Annotated in this window: 16 protein-coding genes; 8 read left to right on the forward strand and 8 right to left on the reverse strand. The window is 39.2% G+C overall.

Annotated elements, in window-relative coordinates; genetic code table 11:
- The first annotated feature begins 251 nt into the window (after positions 1 to 251).
- The 4 genes from PN471_RS19490 to PN471_RS19505 all read left to right on the forward strand — a co-directional run bounded on the left by PN471_RS19490 (position 252) and on the right by PN471_RS19505 (position 2,004).
- Positions 252 to 377, forward strand: a complete 126-nt coding sequence (locus PN471_RS19490; RefSeq protein ID WP_271778253.1) for a hypothetical protein — start codon at positions 252 to 254, stop codon at positions 375 to 377.
- Positions 378 to 431: 54 nt separating this feature from the next.
- Entirely contained in the window at positions 432 to 917 is a 486-nt protein-coding gene (gene apcA, locus PN471_RS19495) for an allophycocyanin subunit alpha (RefSeq protein ID WP_193891438.1), read from the forward strand.
- Between the two features lie 67 nt (positions 918 to 984).
- Positions 985 to 1,470 carry an allophycocyanin subunit beta gene (gene apcB, locus PN471_RS19500; RefSeq protein ID WP_027402733.1) on the forward strand — a complete coding sequence of 162 codons (486 nt, stop codon included), beginning with the start codon at positions 985 to 987 and terminating at the stop codon, positions 1,468 to 1,470.
- 327 nt (positions 1,471 to 1,797) lie between these two features.
- Positions 1,798 to 2,004: a phycobilisome linker polypeptide gene (locus PN471_RS19505; RefSeq protein WP_027402734.1), complete on the forward strand. Its 207-nt coding sequence runs from the start codon at positions 1,798 to 1,800 to the stop codon at positions 2,002 to 2,004.
- Between the two features lie 76 nt (positions 2,005 to 2,080).
- Here the strand turns inward: PN471_RS19505 and PN471_RS19510 are convergent, their stop codons facing one another.
- The 4 genes from PN471_RS19510 to PN471_RS19525 all read right to left on the reverse strand — a co-directional run bounded on the left by PN471_RS19510 (position 2,081) and on the right by PN471_RS19525 (position 7,117).
- The gene (locus PN471_RS19510) at positions 2,081 to 2,302 is read right to left on the reverse strand and encodes a type II toxin-antitoxin system HicB family antitoxin (protein ID WP_271778254.1); all 222 of its coding nucleotides are present in this window, start codon (positions 2,300 to 2,302) and stop codon (positions 2,081 to 2,083) included.
- Between the two features lie 36 nt (positions 2,303 to 2,338).
- The gene (locus PN471_RS19515) at positions 2,339 to 3,508 is read right to left on the reverse strand and encodes a Card1-like endonuclease domain-containing protein (RefSeq protein ID WP_271778255.1); all 1,170 of its coding nucleotides are present in this window, start codon (positions 3,506 to 3,508) and stop codon (positions 2,339 to 2,341) included.
- Positions 3,509 to 3,869: 361 nt separating this feature from the next.
- Positions 3,870 to 5,768, reverse strand: a complete 1,899-nt coding sequence (dnaK, locus tag PN471_RS19520) for a molecular chaperone DnaK (RefSeq protein ID WP_193891431.1) — start codon at positions 5,766 to 5,768, stop codon at positions 3,870 to 3,872.
- A gap of 476 nt (positions 5,769 to 6,244) precedes the next feature.
- Entirely contained in the window at positions 6,245 to 7,117 is an 873-nt protein-coding gene (locus tag PN471_RS19525) for a phosphodiester glycosidase family protein (protein WP_271778256.1), read from the reverse strand.
- 497 nt (positions 7,118 to 7,614) lie between these two features.
- Between PN471_RS19525 and PN471_RS19530 the strand changes: the two genes are divergently transcribed.
- The 3 genes from PN471_RS19530 to PN471_RS19540 all read left to right on the forward strand — a co-directional run bounded on the left by PN471_RS19530 (position 7,615) and on the right by PN471_RS19540 (position 11,575).
- Positions 7,615 to 8,199, forward strand: coding sequence for an rRNA large subunit pseudouridine synthase E (locus PN471_RS19530; protein WP_271778257.1), 585 nt, complete (start codon positions 7,615 to 7,617; stop codon positions 8,197 to 8,199).
- Between the two features lie 161 nt (positions 8,200 to 8,360).
- Positions 8,361 to 10,277, forward strand: a complete 1,917-nt coding sequence (locus PN471_RS19535) for a serine/threonine phosphatase (protein WP_271778258.1) — start codon at positions 8,361 to 8,363, stop codon at positions 10,275 to 10,277.
- A 35-nt stretch (positions 10,278 to 10,312) separates the two neighbouring features.
- Positions 10,313 to 11,575, forward strand: coding sequence for a protein kinase domain-containing protein (locus PN471_RS19540; RefSeq protein ID WP_271778259.1), 1,263 nt, complete (start codon positions 10,313 to 10,315; stop codon positions 11,573 to 11,575).
- On the opposite strand, the gene PN471_RS19545 is transcribed toward PN471_RS19540, so the two are convergent.
- The 4 genes from PN471_RS19545 to dnaA all read right to left on the reverse strand — a co-directional run bounded on the left by PN471_RS19545 (position 11,565) and on the right by dnaA (position 15,373).
- A complete protein-coding gene (locus PN471_RS19545) occupies positions 11,565 to 12,185 on the reverse strand; it encodes a Uma2 family endonuclease (RefSeq protein ID WP_271778260.1) in 621 nt (206 codons plus the stop codon). The genes PN471_RS19540 and PN471_RS19545 overlap by 11 nt on opposite strands.
- A gap of 466 nt (positions 12,186 to 12,651) precedes the next feature.
- The gene (locus PN471_RS19550; RefSeq protein WP_027402742.1) at positions 12,652 to 12,870 is read right to left on the reverse strand and encodes a DUF4327 family protein; all 219 of its coding nucleotides are present in this window, start codon (positions 12,868 to 12,870) and stop codon (positions 12,652 to 12,654) included.
- Between the two features lie 412 nt (positions 12,871 to 13,282).
- Positions 13,283 to 13,714: a nucleoside deaminase gene (locus PN471_RS19555; RefSeq protein ID WP_271778261.1), complete on the reverse strand. Its 432-nt coding sequence runs from the start codon at positions 13,712 to 13,714 to the stop codon at positions 13,283 to 13,285.
- A gap of 246 nt (positions 13,715 to 13,960) precedes the next feature.
- Positions 13,961 to 15,373 carry a chromosomal replication initiator protein DnaA gene (dnaA, locus tag PN471_RS19560; protein ID WP_271778262.1) on the reverse strand — a complete coding sequence of 471 codons (1,413 nt, stop codon included), beginning with the start codon at positions 15,371 to 15,373 and terminating at the stop codon, positions 13,961 to 13,963.
- Between the two features lie 129 nt (positions 15,374 to 15,502).
- Between dnaA and PN471_RS19565 the strand changes: the two genes are divergently transcribed.
- On the forward strand, positions 15,503 to 16,768 hold the full coding sequence (locus PN471_RS19565) for an HhoA/HhoB/HtrA family serine endopeptidase (RefSeq protein WP_271778263.1): 1,266 nt from the start codon (positions 15,503 to 15,505) through the stop codon (positions 16,766 to 16,768).
- Positions 16,769 to 16,843: the final 75 nt, after the last annotated feature.

Raw genomic sequence — 16,843 nt, forward strand, 5'->3', positions numbered from 1 at the left:
GGCAAGAGGCAAGAGGCAAGAGGCAAGAGGCAAGAGGCAAGAGGCAAGAGGCAAGAGGAAAGAGGCAAAAGATAATTCTTCCTTTCTTCTCCCTCATGATTCAGAAAAGACTGTTTAATCTGGATTTCACAGGCTTTTCCCTGTTCCCTGTTCCCTGTTCCCTGTTCCCTGTTCCCTGTTCCCTGTTCCCTGTTCCCTGAGAATGAGCGAATCTGAAAATAAGTGTTACAAAATATTAAGAGCAGTAATAAATGCTCAACATAATACTGGACAATATTTTGCGGGAGGTAATTGAGTTTTCCACCTGGTTTACACCAAATCCAGACAATCTGGCTAAAACTGTCAACCAAGTTGTCAAGTCACTACCAACCACATAAAGTCGTACCAGTTTAATCAAATTCTGGTTCCATTAGTTTTGGAGGAATCCATTAATGAGTATCGTCACGAAAGCCATCGTGAATGCTGATGCGGAAGCTCGCTACCTCAGCCCCGGTGAATTAGATAGAATCAAAGGTTTTGTTGCTGGTGGCGCACAACGTCTCCGCATCGCTCAAGTATTGACCGAAAACCGCGAGCGCATTGTCAAGCAAGCTGGCGACCAACTGTTCCAAAAACGTCCTGACGTTGTTTCCCCCGGTGGTAACGCTTACGGTCAAGAAATGACAGCTACTTGCTTGCGTGACTTGGACTACTACCTCCGTCTCGTTACCTACGGAATCGTTTCTGGTGATGTTACAGCCATCGAAGAAATCGGTATCGTTGGTGTACGCGAAATGTACAAATCTTTGGGTACTCCCATTGATGCAGTTGCTGGTGGCGTTGCCGCTATGAAGAACGTTGCTGCTACCCTATTGTCTTCTGAAGACGCTGGTGAAGCTGGTTCTTACTTCGACTACGTTGTTGGTGCAATGCAGTAAGTTTTAGCTGTAACTCGGCTCAAACTTAAACTGTAGCAATAAGGTTGGAAATAAGGAAAAAACAACAATGCAAGACGCAATTACCTCCGTTATCAATTCTTCAGACGTTCAAGGTAAATACCTTGACACCGCTGCTCTCGAAAAGCTAAAAGGCTACTTCGCTACTGGTGAACTGCGCGTTCGTGCAGCTACAACCATCAGCGCTAATGCTGCTGCGATCGTTAAAGAAGCTGTAGCTAAATCTTTGTTGTACTCTGACATCACCCGTCCCGGTGGTAATATGTACACCACCCGTCGTTACGCAGCTTGTATCCGTGACTTGGATTACTACTTGCGTTATTCTACCTACGCTATGTTGGCTGGCGACGCTTCCATTTTGGACGAGCGTGTATTGAATGGTTTGAAAGAAACCTACAACTCCTTGGGAGTACCCGTAGGAGCTACAATTCAAGCTATCAGTGCTATGAAGGAAGTAACCGCTAGTTTGGTTGGTCCTGACGCTGGTAAAGAAATGGGCGTTTACTTCGACTATATCTCCTCTGGCTTGAGCTAGGAGTTAGCTTTGCACTTAGTGATGTAGGTGCGGCATTATTAAGGTCTGGAGATCAATCATGATTGCTAGAAGGTTCTCTTGCTAATTGATTGTAAGTGTTATCAGTCTGGTGCTGATGGTTGATTTCCAGCCTTGGAAAAAATAATTGTAAGGAGTCAGAAGTCAGAATATTTGATATATTGATAAGTAATCAAATATCGTTTTTGGCATAAAATTTAAAAAATCTGACCACTGATTGCTAAATCCTTACAGATAAATTAAAGATTTTCACTCAAGATATTTGAGATAAAAAAGTTTCCAAAACAATATCAGGAGATTTAAAACAAAATGGCTCGTCTATTTAAAGTAACTGCTTGTGTTCCTAGCCTATCTCGGACTCGTACCCAACGCGAATTACAAAATACCTACTTTACTAAGTTAGTTCCTTATGAAAATTGGTTCCGTGAACAACAACGGATTCAAAAAATGGGTGGCAAGATTGTTAAAGTGGAATTAGCAACCGGTAAACAAGGTACTAATGCTGGTTTGTCTTAATTTCTATAAATCAAACATTATTTTACTTTGATTTTATCAGGGGTCTAAAAAGACCTCTTTTTTTGTGCCTTTGATATTAAGAAGCAATTTGCAGTGTGCTTGCTTCAGGGATAGATTCACCTTCTGCTTCCCAGGCTTCTAAGTACATTCTAATTACTTCTCCACCATTATGAATTGCTTCTTGACGAGTTTTACCGTGAGTACAAGGCATGATTACAAGATGGCTAAATTCTGGAATTGTGACTAAGAAAAGTTGATCTTCGTCTGACCATTGAACAATCATACTGTATTGATTCATAAATCCTAATTCTCTTCTGACTCCTCGCTTATTAACTTAGCTTCTCGAAAAATCAGGGTCATTCATTTGTTTTTTCAAAATAGTACCAATATTTTTTAATTGCTCTCCAGCAACTATCAAAATTTGTCTATTTTTTGCCTTATTTATCAGTTCTTCAGTAACTTTTTGTGAAGTAGTAATCAACAACCGAACACAATACTTGCCTCCTAATTTTATAGCTTTGCTCTCTAAATTAGTTAAATCATTTGTATCAAACTTTCCAGTTTTACATTCGCAGATAAGAGCATTTGCATTGTGAACACAAAATACATCAACTTCACCTTTAAAATCGTTCAATTCCACACTCAGTTCGATAGAATCAAACTGCATTTTTTTTCCTTCAAGATATACAAAATACTCAAGCCAATCACCAGACAAAAAAGCTTGATCTGATTGTTTTTCAATGCGGAAAGAATAGGTTATTTCATTAAATTTACTGATAATTTTATTGTCACTTAAAAATTTAATACAATCAATAAATTCTTCTCGTCTTATGTTTTCTTTTAAAATATCTTTTTCCTTGACAGTAATTGTTTTTGGAGGTGTTCCTTTTTGTAATTCTGTACGTAAAATGGATAATATCCTATCTGATGTTTCTACATTATTAACCAAATAATTAACAATTTTTTCCGCTTGCTCTTCATTAAAGGATAATTCCTCTATTTTAAATTTTCGTTTAAATATTTCAATTGCACAAGCTGATACATAATTTTCAACAGTTAACTTTTTGGATAATTTATTGGAACAATTGCCCCATAATGGAGTAAGTTGAGATTTATTAGTATTTACATTAAAAACAACAGCTTCATTATAATTTTCACGAACATAATTATAAACAGCAAAAGCCATCTCTTGAGGTGCAGAAGTTACGTTAACAAATTTCAAATTAATATTTCTACTACATAATTCTCGAATGGTATAGTATACAGATTCAAAATCGTTTCCGTTAACAATTCTGATATCTTTTTCTTTTTCAAAGATTAATTCTTTTTTCTGAGCCTTTAAAATTTCTATGGTTTTTTCTTGAAAAGTTTGATATATATTTGTTGGATGTTCACAAAGTAAAAATTTAATTCGATCAAATTCTTCAAGAAATTGTAATGCTCCCATAATTGTCGGAGTAGCACTTCTACCACCCACTAATGCTAAGAAAACTTTTTCTGACATTTTATTTTTATTGATTTTAAATAGTACGTACTTACTTATAGTATCATAAAGTTTACAAATCAGCATTTGTGGATAAATATTTAGTAGCATTTTGATGAGCAAGTAACCTATTCCGCAACTCTTGGGAATCGGCGTTGCATAAATTGGGGATGATTTTAATGGTTTTGTGGGACGGGCATCTTGCCCGTTCCTTGTATTTATTGGGCAGGCAAGATGCCTACCCCACAAGAGTCATCCCTTGATTCAGCAATGCCTAATTTAATTACCATCAAAAAATAAAAAATACCCATCCAGTGCAATAACTAGGTGAGTATTAATAGCGTAGGGGCGGGGTTTCCCCACCCTTGATGAGAATTTATAACTACTTGCTTTCAGTGAAATCAGCATCAATGACATCATCACCAGAAGGAGCAGAACCACCGCTTGGAGGTTCAGTACCAGCAGCACCAGCAGCATCACCAGCTTGTTGATAGATATTGCTACCAATAGCAAACAGAGCTTGTTGCAATTCTGGCATCAACTTCTGGATTTGAGTATCATCTTCTTTAGCAACAGCTTCCCGCACTTCCTTAACCAAACCTTCAACCTTAGTCTTATCAGCAGCAGGGACTTTATCACCCAACTCTTCCAACTGCTTTTCAGCTTGATAAGCTAAAGAATCAGCTTGGTTTTTGCGCTCAATTTTTTCACGACGTTCCTTATCGGAAGAAGCATTTTGTTCAGCTTCTCTCACCATGCGTTCTACATCATTCTTATCCAGAGTAGAAGCACCCGTGATACTAATAGATTGTTCCTTACCAGTTCCCTTATCCTTAGCCGCAACATTGAGAATACCGTTAGCGTCAATATCAAAAGTAACTTCAATTTGGGGAACACCACGAGGAGCAGGAGGAATACCATCCAAACGGAAAGTTCCTAGACTCTTGTTATCATTGGCGAATTCTCTCTCACCTTGGAGAACGTGAATTTCCACATTAGTTTGTCCGTCTACAGCAGTAGAGAACACTTCTGATTTCTTGGTAGGAATTGTAGTATTGCGAGGAATAATCTTAGTCATGACACCACCCAAGGTTTCTACACCCAAAGATAATGGTGTTACGTCTAACAATAGGATACCCGTAACATCACCAGCCAAGACACCCGCTTGAATAGCAGCACCAACAGCTACAACCTCATCAGGGTTAACGCTTTGGTTAGGCTCTTTACCTAACACCCGTTTGACCACATCTTGAACTGCGGGAATCCGGGTAGAACCACCAACGAGAACCACTTCGTCAATATTGGTCTTATTTAACTTCGCACCTTTGATTGCATCTTCTACAGGAATGCGGCAACGGTCAATTAAATCAGCGCAGAGTTCTTCAAACTTAGCGCGAGTCAGAATTGTATCCAAATGCTTTGGACCGTCCTGAGTAGCAGTGATAAATGGCAGGTTAATTTCCGCTTGAGTAACGCTAGAAAGTTCAATTTTGGCTTTTTCTGCGGCTTCAGTCAGACGTTGTAAAGCTTGTTTGTCCTTACGGAGGTCAATACCTTCGTCTTTTTTGAACTGTTCAGCTAGGAAGTCAACGATTTTTTTATCAAAGTCGTCACCACCCAGGTGAGTATCACCGGATGTTGATAATACTTCAAATACACCGTCGCCTACTTCTAGAACGGATACGTCAAAAGTACCACCACCCAAGTCAAATACCAGGATAGTTTCGTTGCTCTTTTTATCAAAGCCATAAGCTAGGGAAGCTGCGGTAGGTTCGTTGATAATACGGAGAACGTCAATACCAGCGATTTTTCCCGCGTCCTTAGTAGCTTGACGCTGAGAGTCATTGAAGTAAGCAGGAACGGTAATTACAGCTTGGGTAACAGTTTCACCCAGGTATTTACTAGCATCTTCAACCAATTTGCGGAGAACTTTCGCAGAAATTTCTTCAGGTGCAAATTGTTTACCAGCGCCAGGAGAATCTACTTTAACGTTACCGCCACTGCTGAGAACTTTATAAGAAACTTCTGTAGCCTCATTGGTAATTTCGTCGAAACGACGACCAATAAAGCGTTTCACAGAATAGAAAGTATTTTCGGGGTTCATTACCGCTTGGCGTTTAGCGATTTGACCAACTAAATTGTCGCCGTTTTTGGCAAATGCAACCACCGAGGGTGTTGTCCGAAAACCTTCTGCATTTGCGATAACGGTGGGTTTACCGCCTTCCATTACTGCCACACAGGAGTTAGTCGTTCCTAAATCAATTCCAACTACCTTTGCCATTTTGGGTGTTTGCTCCGTATAAAATTACTAAATGAACTCAGAGAGAATATAAAATTGCATTAACTAACTGCTAATCACAATCAGTTGCCCAAAAAAAATGAATGGCCTTGCTGGGAAGACAATCCCAAACTAGGCTACCCAGGGCAAGAAATAGAAATAAACTCAGTGGTAGCCATTCCATGCAGGGTGGTTTACCGAACCGTCAGGGGAACGGTGAATTTTATAAATTATGTCTAGTGGTTTCATGGATTTATGTGCTTTCACATTGACTAATGTATGGGAATTAATACTTTCAGGAATTGGGGTGAACCGTAACTTTATAGTCGTATTTGCCGTCAAACCCCATTAAAAATTAAAAATTATACCCCTGACTCCGTAATCCAGAAGTCAGGAGTCAGGAGTCACCGAGTCAGGAGTCAGGAGTTCAGAAGAAGAAAGAAGAAAGAAGAAAATTTCTCCCCTACTCCCTGCCTTATTTACAAAGTAGGTATGGGGGGACGTTCTCCTTTTTGAAACTTCAGCCATGCCTGTTCTAAAGCTGTGGGAGCAGGATTTGTGGCATCATAAATGACGATGACATTGGTTAAAGGTCTACCCGCAGGAACTATAATATTGGTTTTGTTGGCTAAGGCTCTGGACGCTCCACCATCTAAATTCATAGCTTCATAACAACCGATCGCTTTCATTGCTTCTGCTTCCTGCTGTAAAGTGAGGTTAATTTCAAAATTGGCTAAAATCAGCTTTGTACCGTCCTGAGTAAAACCAATGGCTGTACGGGAGCTATTGCCTAAAACAGCAGGATCTTTAAAGCCTTCAATACTGGGATTTATCCATATTTCCCCCTGTCGCAATAATCTCGGTCCACAAGTTAGGGAAAACCAATGTTTATTCCATTGCGGTTTACCATCTACTCTAGCTGTTACCATTTCTGGTTTATTACCGACTCCTAATCCCAAGGTAGTCCCAAAATTTTCCCAGGGACTGTATTTGACAAACTTCCCCCCAGCTACCATGTTACCCATCACTGTTTTTTGCGGATTTTTGGCGAAGAATGTACCATTAGCAACTACAGTAGCCTGATAACGCGCCACTAATTTACTAAATTCTTCATCACCACTGGTTTTTTGAATGGTGTTGGCAGAGCTGGCATTTTTGGCTAAACCCATTGTCATCAAGGTTTTTGGATCTGTGAGATCAACTATGGTTTGATAAAAAGGGATACCATTAATTTGACTTTTGTTTAGCTGGACTGGTTGAGCATAACTAGGTAATGTTAAGGTTAATCCTTGTGCTAAGGTTGCCCCACCCAGAAATAAAAAGGATCTACGGCTGATTTTGCTAATTGTCATAATTAAGTAGTCTGACAAAATTAAATTTATTTGTTGAGAGAGGGAACAGGGAACACCTGAGTTCGGAGTTCGGAGTTTCTCCTTCGGAGACGCTACGCGAACGGAGTTATGATTTTTTCAACGAGGGAACAGGGAACAGAAAAATCAGTTGTGTAATTAATTCTTTCCTATTACTTATTGATGTTTATTAATTCTTTGTTCTTCCTCCTGACTCGGTGACTCCTGACCCGGATTTCTCACCAAAATCCTCAAACCCTTATAAAATCTGGATTCTAGGTTTTCACACTGCATCAAAAATCAACTCCGTGAAAAATGCCCGAAACCGTTTCTCTATAAGGATTAGATAGATTGCGATTGCGTTCGCGGTAGCGTCTCGTTCGCATAGCGTTCCGAAGGAATAGAGATAGCGCGACCTAGGAATCGCATTGTTTGTGAGAAATGCGGGCTGACTCGGTGACTTCTGACTTCTGACTCCTGACTCCTGACTCCTGTATCTTATGAATCATCGGTATATTATTTTTCACAAACCCTATGGAGTTTTGAGCCAATTTACTCAAGAAAGTCCCAAACATATTACGCTAAAAGAGTATATAGATGTTCCCGATGTTTATGCTGTGGGGCGTTTAGATTGGGACAGTGAGGGACTACTGTTGTTAACAAATGATGGACAGTTACAGCATCGTCTAGCACATCCACGCTTTGGTCATCAACGTACCTATTGGGCGCAGGTGGAACGCATTCCTGATATTGATGCAATTCATCGGCTACAACGTGGGGTAGAAATTCAAGATTGCCGGACTCGTCCTGCTCAGGTTAGGTTATTGTTAGAAGAACCATCCGTAGTCCAACGTATTCCCCCCATTCGGTTTCGGAAAAGTATTCCCACCGCTTGGTTAGAAATGACCTTAACTGAAGGTAAAAATCGCCAAGTCCGTCGCATGACGGCTACTGTGGGTTTTCCGACTTTGCGGTTAATTAGGATAAGTATTGGTAATATTCAATTAAATGATTTAGCACCAGGACAATGGCGAGAACTCACTCCCTTAGAAGTCACAAAATTAAATCATTCACCGGAAAAATAGATTAAGGTACTGTAATACCAGTATACAAAAGAGTCTCAACAATAGCACTTAGTTCTTAGGTAGCATAATTTTAATTTTAGTTATTTAATTGTGAACAGTTTGAATGTTTGTGACTAGAGAGACTGAAAGCACCTTAGTAGGAAAATCAAGGAAGTCCGACTATGCTGATTTGCCCCCAGTGTAAATTTGAAAATGTTGATAGTAATAAGTTCTGTCAAAACTGTGGTACATCCTTAGCTCATAAAATCTGCTCTGAGTGCAGTGCCGATATGGCTTTAGATGCACAGTATTGTTATAAATGTGGTGCAGAATCTAGCACAGTTTGGTATGCGATCATTACTCAGGCAGTAGATAAGGTAGTTTCTGTCACAGCAGAAACTGCGAAATTAAGCCAAAATTTAGAAAATATAGCGGATAATGGCGAAGATTCTGGTCTGTTCTCCAAATTTATTTTAGATGCTTATTTAGATCCTTGGCAACGTTATCGGTTGTTAGAATCTCCGCAAGTATTTGCGGATTATATAGAAGTCAAGGTTCTAGATTGTCAACCTTACGAAATATCACTAACTGGGGCGATGCTTTTGCACGGGACAAAGATGGATATAAGGACAATTCCGGCTCTAGCACAAGCTTATCTAAAATTGCAGGTAGATAAGCACCCAGGAATACCAAATATTCATGATGCTTGGCGGCAAGATCATCTTCAAGTAGTCTTGTTAGAAAATAGATCCAATTTCCCCACGTTGCTTGATGTTTTGCGACGAGATACAATCAGTCCGGTGGAAATTTTACATTGGTTTTATCAAATGACTCAACTTTGGGAGTTGTTAGAAACTGTGAATTGTCGCCAAAGTTTGTTAGAGTTGTCGAATTTGCGCTTAGATGAAGGACAAACTCTGGTATTACAAAGGCTATATATAGAGACACCGTTACTGATACCACAACCACCCGAAGTTTTAGATTTGACGGAAATACCAGAGAATGGACAACAAGCCTTAACTCTTAAAAGTTTGGGTCGGATGTGGCAAACTTTGTTTAGAGAATGCCAACACACTCCATTGGATTGTGTAGTGCAGATGTTAGAGGATGTGGAATCTGGGAATATTCAAACTCTGGCGCAATTGCTATCGCATTTACAAGAAATAGCCGAAGAATGTCATCAGGAACAACCAACTTCATCACCTGTCTTGGCGCTATGTAATGATACAAAAAATAAAAGTGATGAAGCCCCAACTCTAGTTCTATCCATGCAGCTAAGTAGCGTGGAATATGCAGCAGCTACTGATGTGGGTCGTCAACGTGATCATAATGAGGACTATTTTGGTGTTGATAGTCAAGTTCACAAGATAGAGTTACCAGGAAATAGTCAAGTTAAAGCACAAGGTTTATATATTCTTTGTGATGGTATGGGTGGTCATGCTGGAGGTGAAATAGCTAGTCAATTAGCGGTAAATACTATCCGTCAATACTTTCAAGAAATTTGGGTAGATACAGAATTGCCTGCCAAGGAGTCTATTCGTCAAGCAGTTTATCTGGCTAATCAAGCTATTTATGAACTTAATCAAAAAGAATCTCGTTCTGGTATTGGTCGCATGGGTACTACTTTGGTCATGCTACTAATTCAAGATAATCAAGCGGCAATTGCTCATGTGGGAGATAGTCGTCTTTATTGGCTGACTCGCAAGCAAGGACTAGAACAAATAACTATAGACCATGAAGTTGGTCAACGAGAAATTGCTAGGGGTATAGAACCTAGTATTGCCTATGGACGTGCGGATGCTTATCAACTTACCCAAGCTTTGGGTCCACGCCACGAAGATTATATCCGTCCTGATGTGATGTTATTTGATATCAATGAAGATATGCTTCTGGTATTGGTTTCAGATGGTTTATCAGATAATGACTGCTTAGAAACTCATTGGCAAACTCATCTCCAACCCTTATTAAGTTCTTCCAGTAATTTAGTCACAGGGGTTCAAAATTTAATTGAATTGGGTAATGAACATAATGGTCATGACAATATTACAGCTATACTGGTACGAGTGAACGTCCGAATATCTCAGCAAAGTTGCCTCTAAAATTAGTTTTTTGATCTTAAATTTTAGGTTGTATTGTGATTACTTTGACCCTATTAGCAAAAGGCACACAAACACCGCTGCAACAGTGGTGCTTTGAGGGTTCTACCGTTGTTCGCATTGGCCGGGCGGTAGATAATCACGTTGTTTTGTCCGAAAATTTAGTTTCTCGGTATCATTTAGAACTGAAATTAGTTAATAATGCCAGAGGAGATAATTGGGAGTTAATTAGTCATGGAACTAATGGGACTTTCCTGAATGGCTCTTTGGTTACTAAATCTATTGTTGCTGATAATTCTTTGCTGCAATTAGCTCACGGCGGGCCTGTACTCAAGGTACAAGTCCAGAAATTATCTCCTCTAGTTATCCCAGTTTCAGGTTCAGGAGATGGAGAAATTAATCAAAAGATTAATATCACTCCAGAATATTCCACCACTGGTTGTACTCACGAAGGGAATCATCCTCAAAATGTGTTTTGTATTCACTGTGGTCAACCAATTTTGGTGCAAAAGACTATTCGTCATTACCAGGTATTACGCACTTTGGGCAAGGGTGGTATGGGTACTACCTATTTAGCTTGGGATGGTGTTGGTGAAATTACTGGTGTACCACAATTACTGGTAATTAAGCAGATGAATGCTGATATGGTGAAAATTCCCAAGGCTCAAGAGTTGTTCATCCGCGAGGCTAGTATTCTCAAGCATCTTAATCATCCGGGAGTTCCCAAGTATTATGATTTCTTTGTGGAAGATGGTAAAAAATACTTGGCTATGGAGTTAATTCATGGACAAGATTTAGACAAACGGATTCGCTTAACTGGACCTGTAACTCCAAAGCAAGCGATCGCTTGGATGATCCAAACTTGTGATATTCTAGATTATCTTCATCACCAACAAACACCATTAATTCACCGGGATATTAAGCCGGCTAATCTGATGGTGCGAAGTGGTAATAATAGTATTGTGGTGTTGGATTTTGGTGCTGTTAAGGAAATTGGCACAAAACCAGGGACAAGAATCGGTGCTGAGGGTTTTTGCGCTCCTGAACAGGAACGGGGACAACCCCTTACCCAATCTGATTTGTATGCTATTGGTCCGACGTTAATTTTTTTATTAACTGGGGAAAATCCTTTAAAATTTTATCGCCAAAGGGGGCGGAATTTTCGCTTTGAGGTTAAGGGGATACCAACCATTAATGATAAACTAAGACAGGTAATTGATTGTGTAACAGAACCTTTACCACGCGATCGCTATCATACTGCCAAGGAGTTGGCTCAGGCATTAATATCAATCAGCAGTTAGCAGTTAGCAAAATCCGGTTAGCGGTTAGGTTCAATTCGGGAAAAGTGCGGGAAATTATTGGCTCATTGTCTCTAAAATGGTTAATTTCATACTCATCACCAATTAGAGAACAAACTGATATGGTAGGTTGTTTTGGTTCACCCACGAATTTACCAGCACCAAAGGGTTGATAATCAACAATCCAATATTCTTTAATTCCCATTTCTTCATAATCACTATATTTTTTATAGTAATCAACTCGCCAATTGCTACTCACCACTTCGATGATTAATGGTACAGAATCACCTTGAGTTACTGTTGCTTTTTTTTCCCAAAGCGGTTCATTGACTAAGTTGGTGGAATTTATCAACAAAACATCTGGACAATAGGCTGATTCCGTTGTTGGTGGTTTAACTAATGCCTGTTTGGGAATAAAACAGGGAAGATCAAGTCTGTCAAACTCGACTGTCAATTTTCTGGATAAAATCCCAGTTCTGCTTTCGTGTTTTCCTAATGGTGGATTCATCTCAATAATTTCCCCATCATGCAGTTCATAAAATCCGCCTTCTGGTTTCCATTTAATAAACTCTTCAAAGGTTACTAACTGGGTTTTAGGTAAGGTTTGAACCATAATTTACCTACCTTGATAAAAATGCTTGAGTATGTGTTTGGACGGGGAATTTGAGATTTGAGATTTGAGATTTTATAGCAAGTGCCAAGGCGGTTAGGACATCAATCAACGGTCAAGTTCTTATTACTACAGGGGTTTTCTCCTGACTCCTGACTTCTGACTCCTGCTATAGATTAAAAAATTTGGTATCAGTCTCCGTCCTCTACTGATGGAAAAATACTCGCTGCGCTGCATACGCTTCGCTAACGTCAATTCTAAATCCAAAATTTTCCATATCTATACTTGAGGGTGGAGTGAATCCAAAATCGTTCGACTGAGGGAAGTCGAAGTCCAAAATTATCAATCCAAAATCGAGTGACGGAAGAATTGCACCCACCATAAAAGCAAGGACAAAGCTCTATCATTGCTAAAGGTAGGCGTATCTACGTCAAATCTATCCTAGATAAAGCCAGTCTAATTGAGATGTTTAATCGTCGTCCCACTTTTCTACCGCTAATAAATCGCCAATTGGATCTTGAGTGCTAAATCCAAAGTCTAGCAACTCTTGTTTCCAATGTTGCCAATCATCGCCATAGAGTAAGGCAATTTTCCAAATCCTATCATTGGGTTTGATAATATTGGATTCTACGAGTGATTGCACGTTGCGCTGCAATTTCACCATTGGGTGAATTACTTGCTGAATCATAAACTGGATGTATTTCAGATTTTTGTGTGTAAATTCTTGATCAAAACAGCCTTCCGCTTGCAATTATTACCTGCGCGTAGAGCAATTATAGTTTGGTAAAGCTAGTTCTAACTTTTCCACTATACCATAACTAACAAGAGTAAGCTGCTTAGGAGTTCGGTTTTGTACGGTAATTACCACTACTAAACGCTATTTATGCTGAACAGTCGTGGCAATATCCAGCCGGCAAGGTTTTTAGGCTTGCGATCGCCATCATAACGCAACTGGAGAAAATTGACACTAATTTCTCAATTTTAATTGTGGAGGTAATGTGAATGGGTAATGGGTAATGGAACAATTTTACGTTTCATTCATTTCTTCTTTCTTCTTCCTGACTCCTGACTCCTGACTCCTGACTTCTGACTCCTGACTCCTATCTTCCAATGTCTTCCAGCCAAAGTTCCGGGTTAGTTGTAATAAATTCACGCATCATTTGTTCACATTCATCTAAATTTAAATCTATGACTTCCACACCGTGAGATACCATAAACTCTCTAGCGCCAGGAAAAGTTTTAGATTCTCCAGCAATAACTTTTTTAATCCCAAATTGCACCACAGCACCAGCACACAAATAACAAGGCATTAACGTAGAGTAGAGAATTGTCCCTCTGTAGTTACCAATTCTGCCCGCATTACGGAGACAATCAATCTCCGCATGAGTTACAGGATCACCATCTTGGACGCGCTTATTGTGTCCCTGTCCGACAATTTTACCATCCTTCACCAAAACAGAGCCAATGGGAATTCCTCCTTCTTGTCTACCTTGTTTAGCCTGGAAAATAGCAGCGCCCATAAATTCATCCATTTGTCAATACTCCTGATATAAAAAAACAAATGATCTGGATAGTTGCCTGTGGAAAAACTGTGGAAAAACTATCCTAAATTTTCCCAAAATCATAATACTTGATGAAACCGATAAATAATAAATTAAAGTTTTCCACAGGTTTGCTGCAAAAAATTGGATTTTGACCGCAATTTTAAATAAAAATTAATCATTTATTATATTTTTCTTAAAATTCGGACTTAATAGTGCAGATTTTCATGGGAAGAGTTAATTTTTTTGGTTGTGGAAAACATCAACAATATTCATTTTATTTTTGGTAGTAGCCATTTGGATGCGATCGCTCAATTGGTGTAAAGTTTGCATTAAACTCTGATCACTCTCCTTCAACTGAGTAATTTTCTCACAACTATACATCACCGTCGTATGATCTTTCCCCCCAAACTCCTCCCCTATCTTCGGTAAACTCAAATTCGTAAGTTGTCGCATTAAATACATTCCTATTTGCCTAGCCCAACTTATTTCTCGACGACGGGAATTACCCTTCAAATCCTCAATAGAAACATTCAAAGCATCTGCAACTATATTTAAAATTATCTCAGGAGTAGTTTCTATTTTCTGACTGGGAGTGCCTAAAATCGGTGACAGATTCTCCACAGTCATAGGTAAACCCCAAATAGAAATATAAGCCAAAGCTCGAATTAACGCCCCCTCTAACTCACGGATATTAGAAGTACAATTAGAAGCAATATATTCAACTACCTCCCGTGGTAAACGAATATTTTCATACTCAGCTTTTTTTTGCAGAATAGCCATTCTCGTCTCTAAATCAGGCATTTGCACATCCGCAATTAGCCCCATAGAAAACCGTGAACACAACCGTTCTTGTAAACTGGGAATTTGATTAGGAGGACGGTCTGAAGCAATTACAACTTGCTTACCCGCCTCATGTAAAGTATTAAAAGTATGAAAAAATTCCTCTTGAGTATATTCCTTCCCCTCCAAAAACTGAATATCATCAACTAGCAGCATATCAGCAGCCCGATAATGTGATCGGAAACTCTGCATACTATCTTGACGAATAGCAGTAATCAAATCATTTGTAAACTGCTCCGTAGACACATAAAATATCTTAGAATGGGGACAGATTTCCCAGCGATAATTACCAATAGCTTGCATTAAGTGAGTTTTCCCCAAACCCACACCACCACATAAAAATAACGGATTAAATTCCCTACCTGGATATTCTGCCACAGCTAGAGAAGCCGCATGAGCCATGCGATTATTAGCACCGACAACAAACCGGGAAAAAACATATTTAGAATTTAAATCTGAAGTCTTTTGCGAACTTATGGGAGCATTTGCCAAAGTATGATTTATTGCTGGTAATTTCCCTTCCACTTCCGGTTGATCAACATGAGCAACTTCCTTATCCTCAACTACAGTAATATAAATCTCTATTGGATAACCCACAATATCTTGGACTACATTAGCAATAGTATGGATGTAATACTTCTGAAGCCAATTGCGAGCAAAAGGATTAGGAGCATATATTACCAAACAGTTATTTTCTAGCTGCTGTGCATAAGCTGTTTTAATCCAAGTTTCAAAGGTAGGAGGGGCTAACTCTAACTGTAAACGCTCTAATACACGATTCCATAAATCATCTATGGGAATTTCCATTCACACCACCTTTATCCGTAATTCATCATTCCTAATTTGTAATTACCCCTGTGTCATCTATAATCACTCTGATAAAAACCTGGTAACTAATATTCTAGCACCCACTAACGAATACGGAGCAATAATCACATGATAAAGATTAATAATCATAACTTAGCAACACAAAATATTAATACTAGATTTTTAAGGCAAAACTTGGGAAATAAAGGTAAAAAATGGATTGTCGTATGTGGTGTAGCATTTTTTATGCTCGGAGGTTGCACGAATCTCAAAAAAACCACCACAGAAATCGAACCTAGCAATGCACAACCACAAAAAACCACTGTACCTACCACAGAAATTGCTCCTCCCGCGATTTTTTCCGCTTCTGGAGATCCTAATTTTGTTGTCAAAGTAGTACAAAAGGTGGGAGGTGCAGTTGTTCGCATTGATTCAACTAGAACCGTCACAACTCAAGTTCCAGACGAATTTTCTGATCCCTTTTTTCGCGGATTTTTTGGGAATAGAATCCCCACACAACCCAGAGAACGAGTAGAAAGAGGTAGTGGTTCGGGATTTATCATTAATTCATCTGGGCAAATTTTAACTAATTCCCACGTTGTAGACGGTGCTGATTCGGTAACAGTTACTCTTAAAGATGGACGAACTTTTAAAGGTAAAGTATTAGGTGAAGATGCGGTGACAGATGTGGCAGTAATTCAAATTGAGGCCAATAATTTACCCAGTCTAGCTTTAGGGAAATCTGATACTTTACAACCGGGAGAAGCCGTGATTGCGATTGGTAATCCTTTAGGTTTAAATAATACTGTTACTTCGGGAATTATCAGTGCCACAGATCGTTCTAGTAGTGATATTGGTGCTAGTGATAAGCGTGTTGATTATCTGCAAACTGATGCAGCAATTAATCCTGGAAACTCCGGTGGACCATTACTAAATGCTCGTGGTGAAGTGATTGGGATGAATACAGCAATTATTCAAGGCGCTCAAGGTTTGGGATTTGCCATTCCTATTAATACTGCCCAAAAAATCGCCGAGGAAATAATTGCCAAAGGTAGAGTTGATCATCCCTATTTGGGAATACAAATGGTGACATTAACACCTGAAGTTAAAGAAAAAATAGTTGCCAGATTTGGAGATAAAATAAATTTATCGGCAAATGAAGGAATTCTATTAGTGAGGATTGTTCCTAATTCACCCGCAGCTACCGCTGGATTACGTCCAGGAGATGTGATCAAAAGTATGAATAATCAACCTGTTTTGAAAGTTGATGAGGTGCAAAGAATAGTAGAAAATAGTAAGGTTGGCATTCCTTTACCAATGCAAGTAGAGCGTAATGGCAAAATTTCTCAATTCTTAGTTAAACCTGCTCCTTTACCAGTTAACAAGGAAAATTGATATTTGGTTAGTTGTCCCGGATTTCCTGTCCAGATTCTCAAAACTGATAAAACTTGGCGTTGCTAATAGCGCCAT

The sequence above is a fragment of the Aphanizomenon sp. CS-733/32 genome, assembly GCF_028330045.1.
Classification (GTDB): domain Bacteria; phylum Cyanobacteriota; class Cyanobacteriia; order Cyanobacteriales; family Nostocaceae; genus Dolichospermum; species Dolichospermum gracile.

What these genes read in the sequence shown, in the direction of transcription:
- PN471_RS19490 (WP_271778253.1), top strand. Translation starts at nt 252, where the DNA reads ATGCTCAACATAATACTGGACAATATTTTGCGGGAGGTAATTGAGTTT.
- apcA (WP_193891438.1), top strand. Translation starts at nt 432, where the DNA reads ATGAGTATCGTCACGAAAGCCATCGTGAATGCTGATGCGGAAGCTCGC.
- apcB (WP_027402733.1), top strand. Translation starts at nt 985, where the DNA reads ATGCAAGACGCAATTACCTCCGTTATCAATTCTTCAGACGTTCAAGGT.
- PN471_RS19505 (WP_027402734.1), top strand. Translation starts at nt 1,798, where the DNA reads ATGGCTCGTCTATTTAAAGTAACTGCTTGTGTTCCTAGCCTATCTCGG.
- PN471_RS19510 (WP_271778254.1), bottom strand. Translation starts at nt 2,302, where the DNA reads ATGAATCAATACAGTATGATTGTTCAATGGTCAGACGAAGATCAACTT.
- PN471_RS19515 (WP_271778255.1), bottom strand. Translation starts at nt 3,508, where the DNA reads ATGTCAGAAAAAGTTTTCTTAGCATTAGTGGGTGGTAGAAGTGCTACT.
- dnaK (WP_193891431.1), bottom strand. Translation starts at nt 5,768, where the DNA reads ATGGCAAAGGTAGTTGGAATTGATTTAGGAACGACTAACTCCTGTGTG.
- PN471_RS19525 (WP_271778256.1), bottom strand. Translation starts at nt 7,117, where the DNA reads ATGACAATTAGCAAAATCAGCCGTAGATCCTTTTTATTTCTGGGTGGG.
- PN471_RS19530 (WP_271778257.1), top strand. Translation starts at nt 7,615, where the DNA reads ATGAATCATCGGTATATTATTTTTCACAAACCCTATGGAGTTTTGAGC.
- PN471_RS19535 (WP_271778258.1), top strand. Translation starts at nt 8,361, where the DNA reads ATGCTGATTTGCCCCCAGTGTAAATTTGAAAATGTTGATAGTAATAAG.
- PN471_RS19545 (WP_271778260.1), bottom strand. Translation starts at nt 12,185, where the DNA reads ATGGTTCAAACCTTACCTAAAACCCAGTTAGTAACCTTTGAAGAGTTT.
- PN471_RS19550 (WP_027402742.1), bottom strand. Translation starts at nt 12,870, where the DNA reads ATGATTCAGCAAGTAATTCACCCAATGGTGAAATTGCAGCGCAACGTG.
- PN471_RS19555 (WP_271778261.1), bottom strand. Translation starts at nt 13,714, where the DNA reads ATGGATGAATTTATGGGCGCTGCTATTTTCCAGGCTAAACAAGGTAGA.
- dnaA (WP_271778262.1), bottom strand. Translation starts at nt 15,373, where the DNA reads ATGGAAATTCCCATAGATGATTTATGGAATCGTGTATTAGAGCGTTTA.
- PN471_RS19565 (WP_271778263.1), top strand. Translation starts at nt 15,503, where the DNA reads ATGATAAAGATTAATAATCATAACTTAGCAACACAAAATATTAATACT.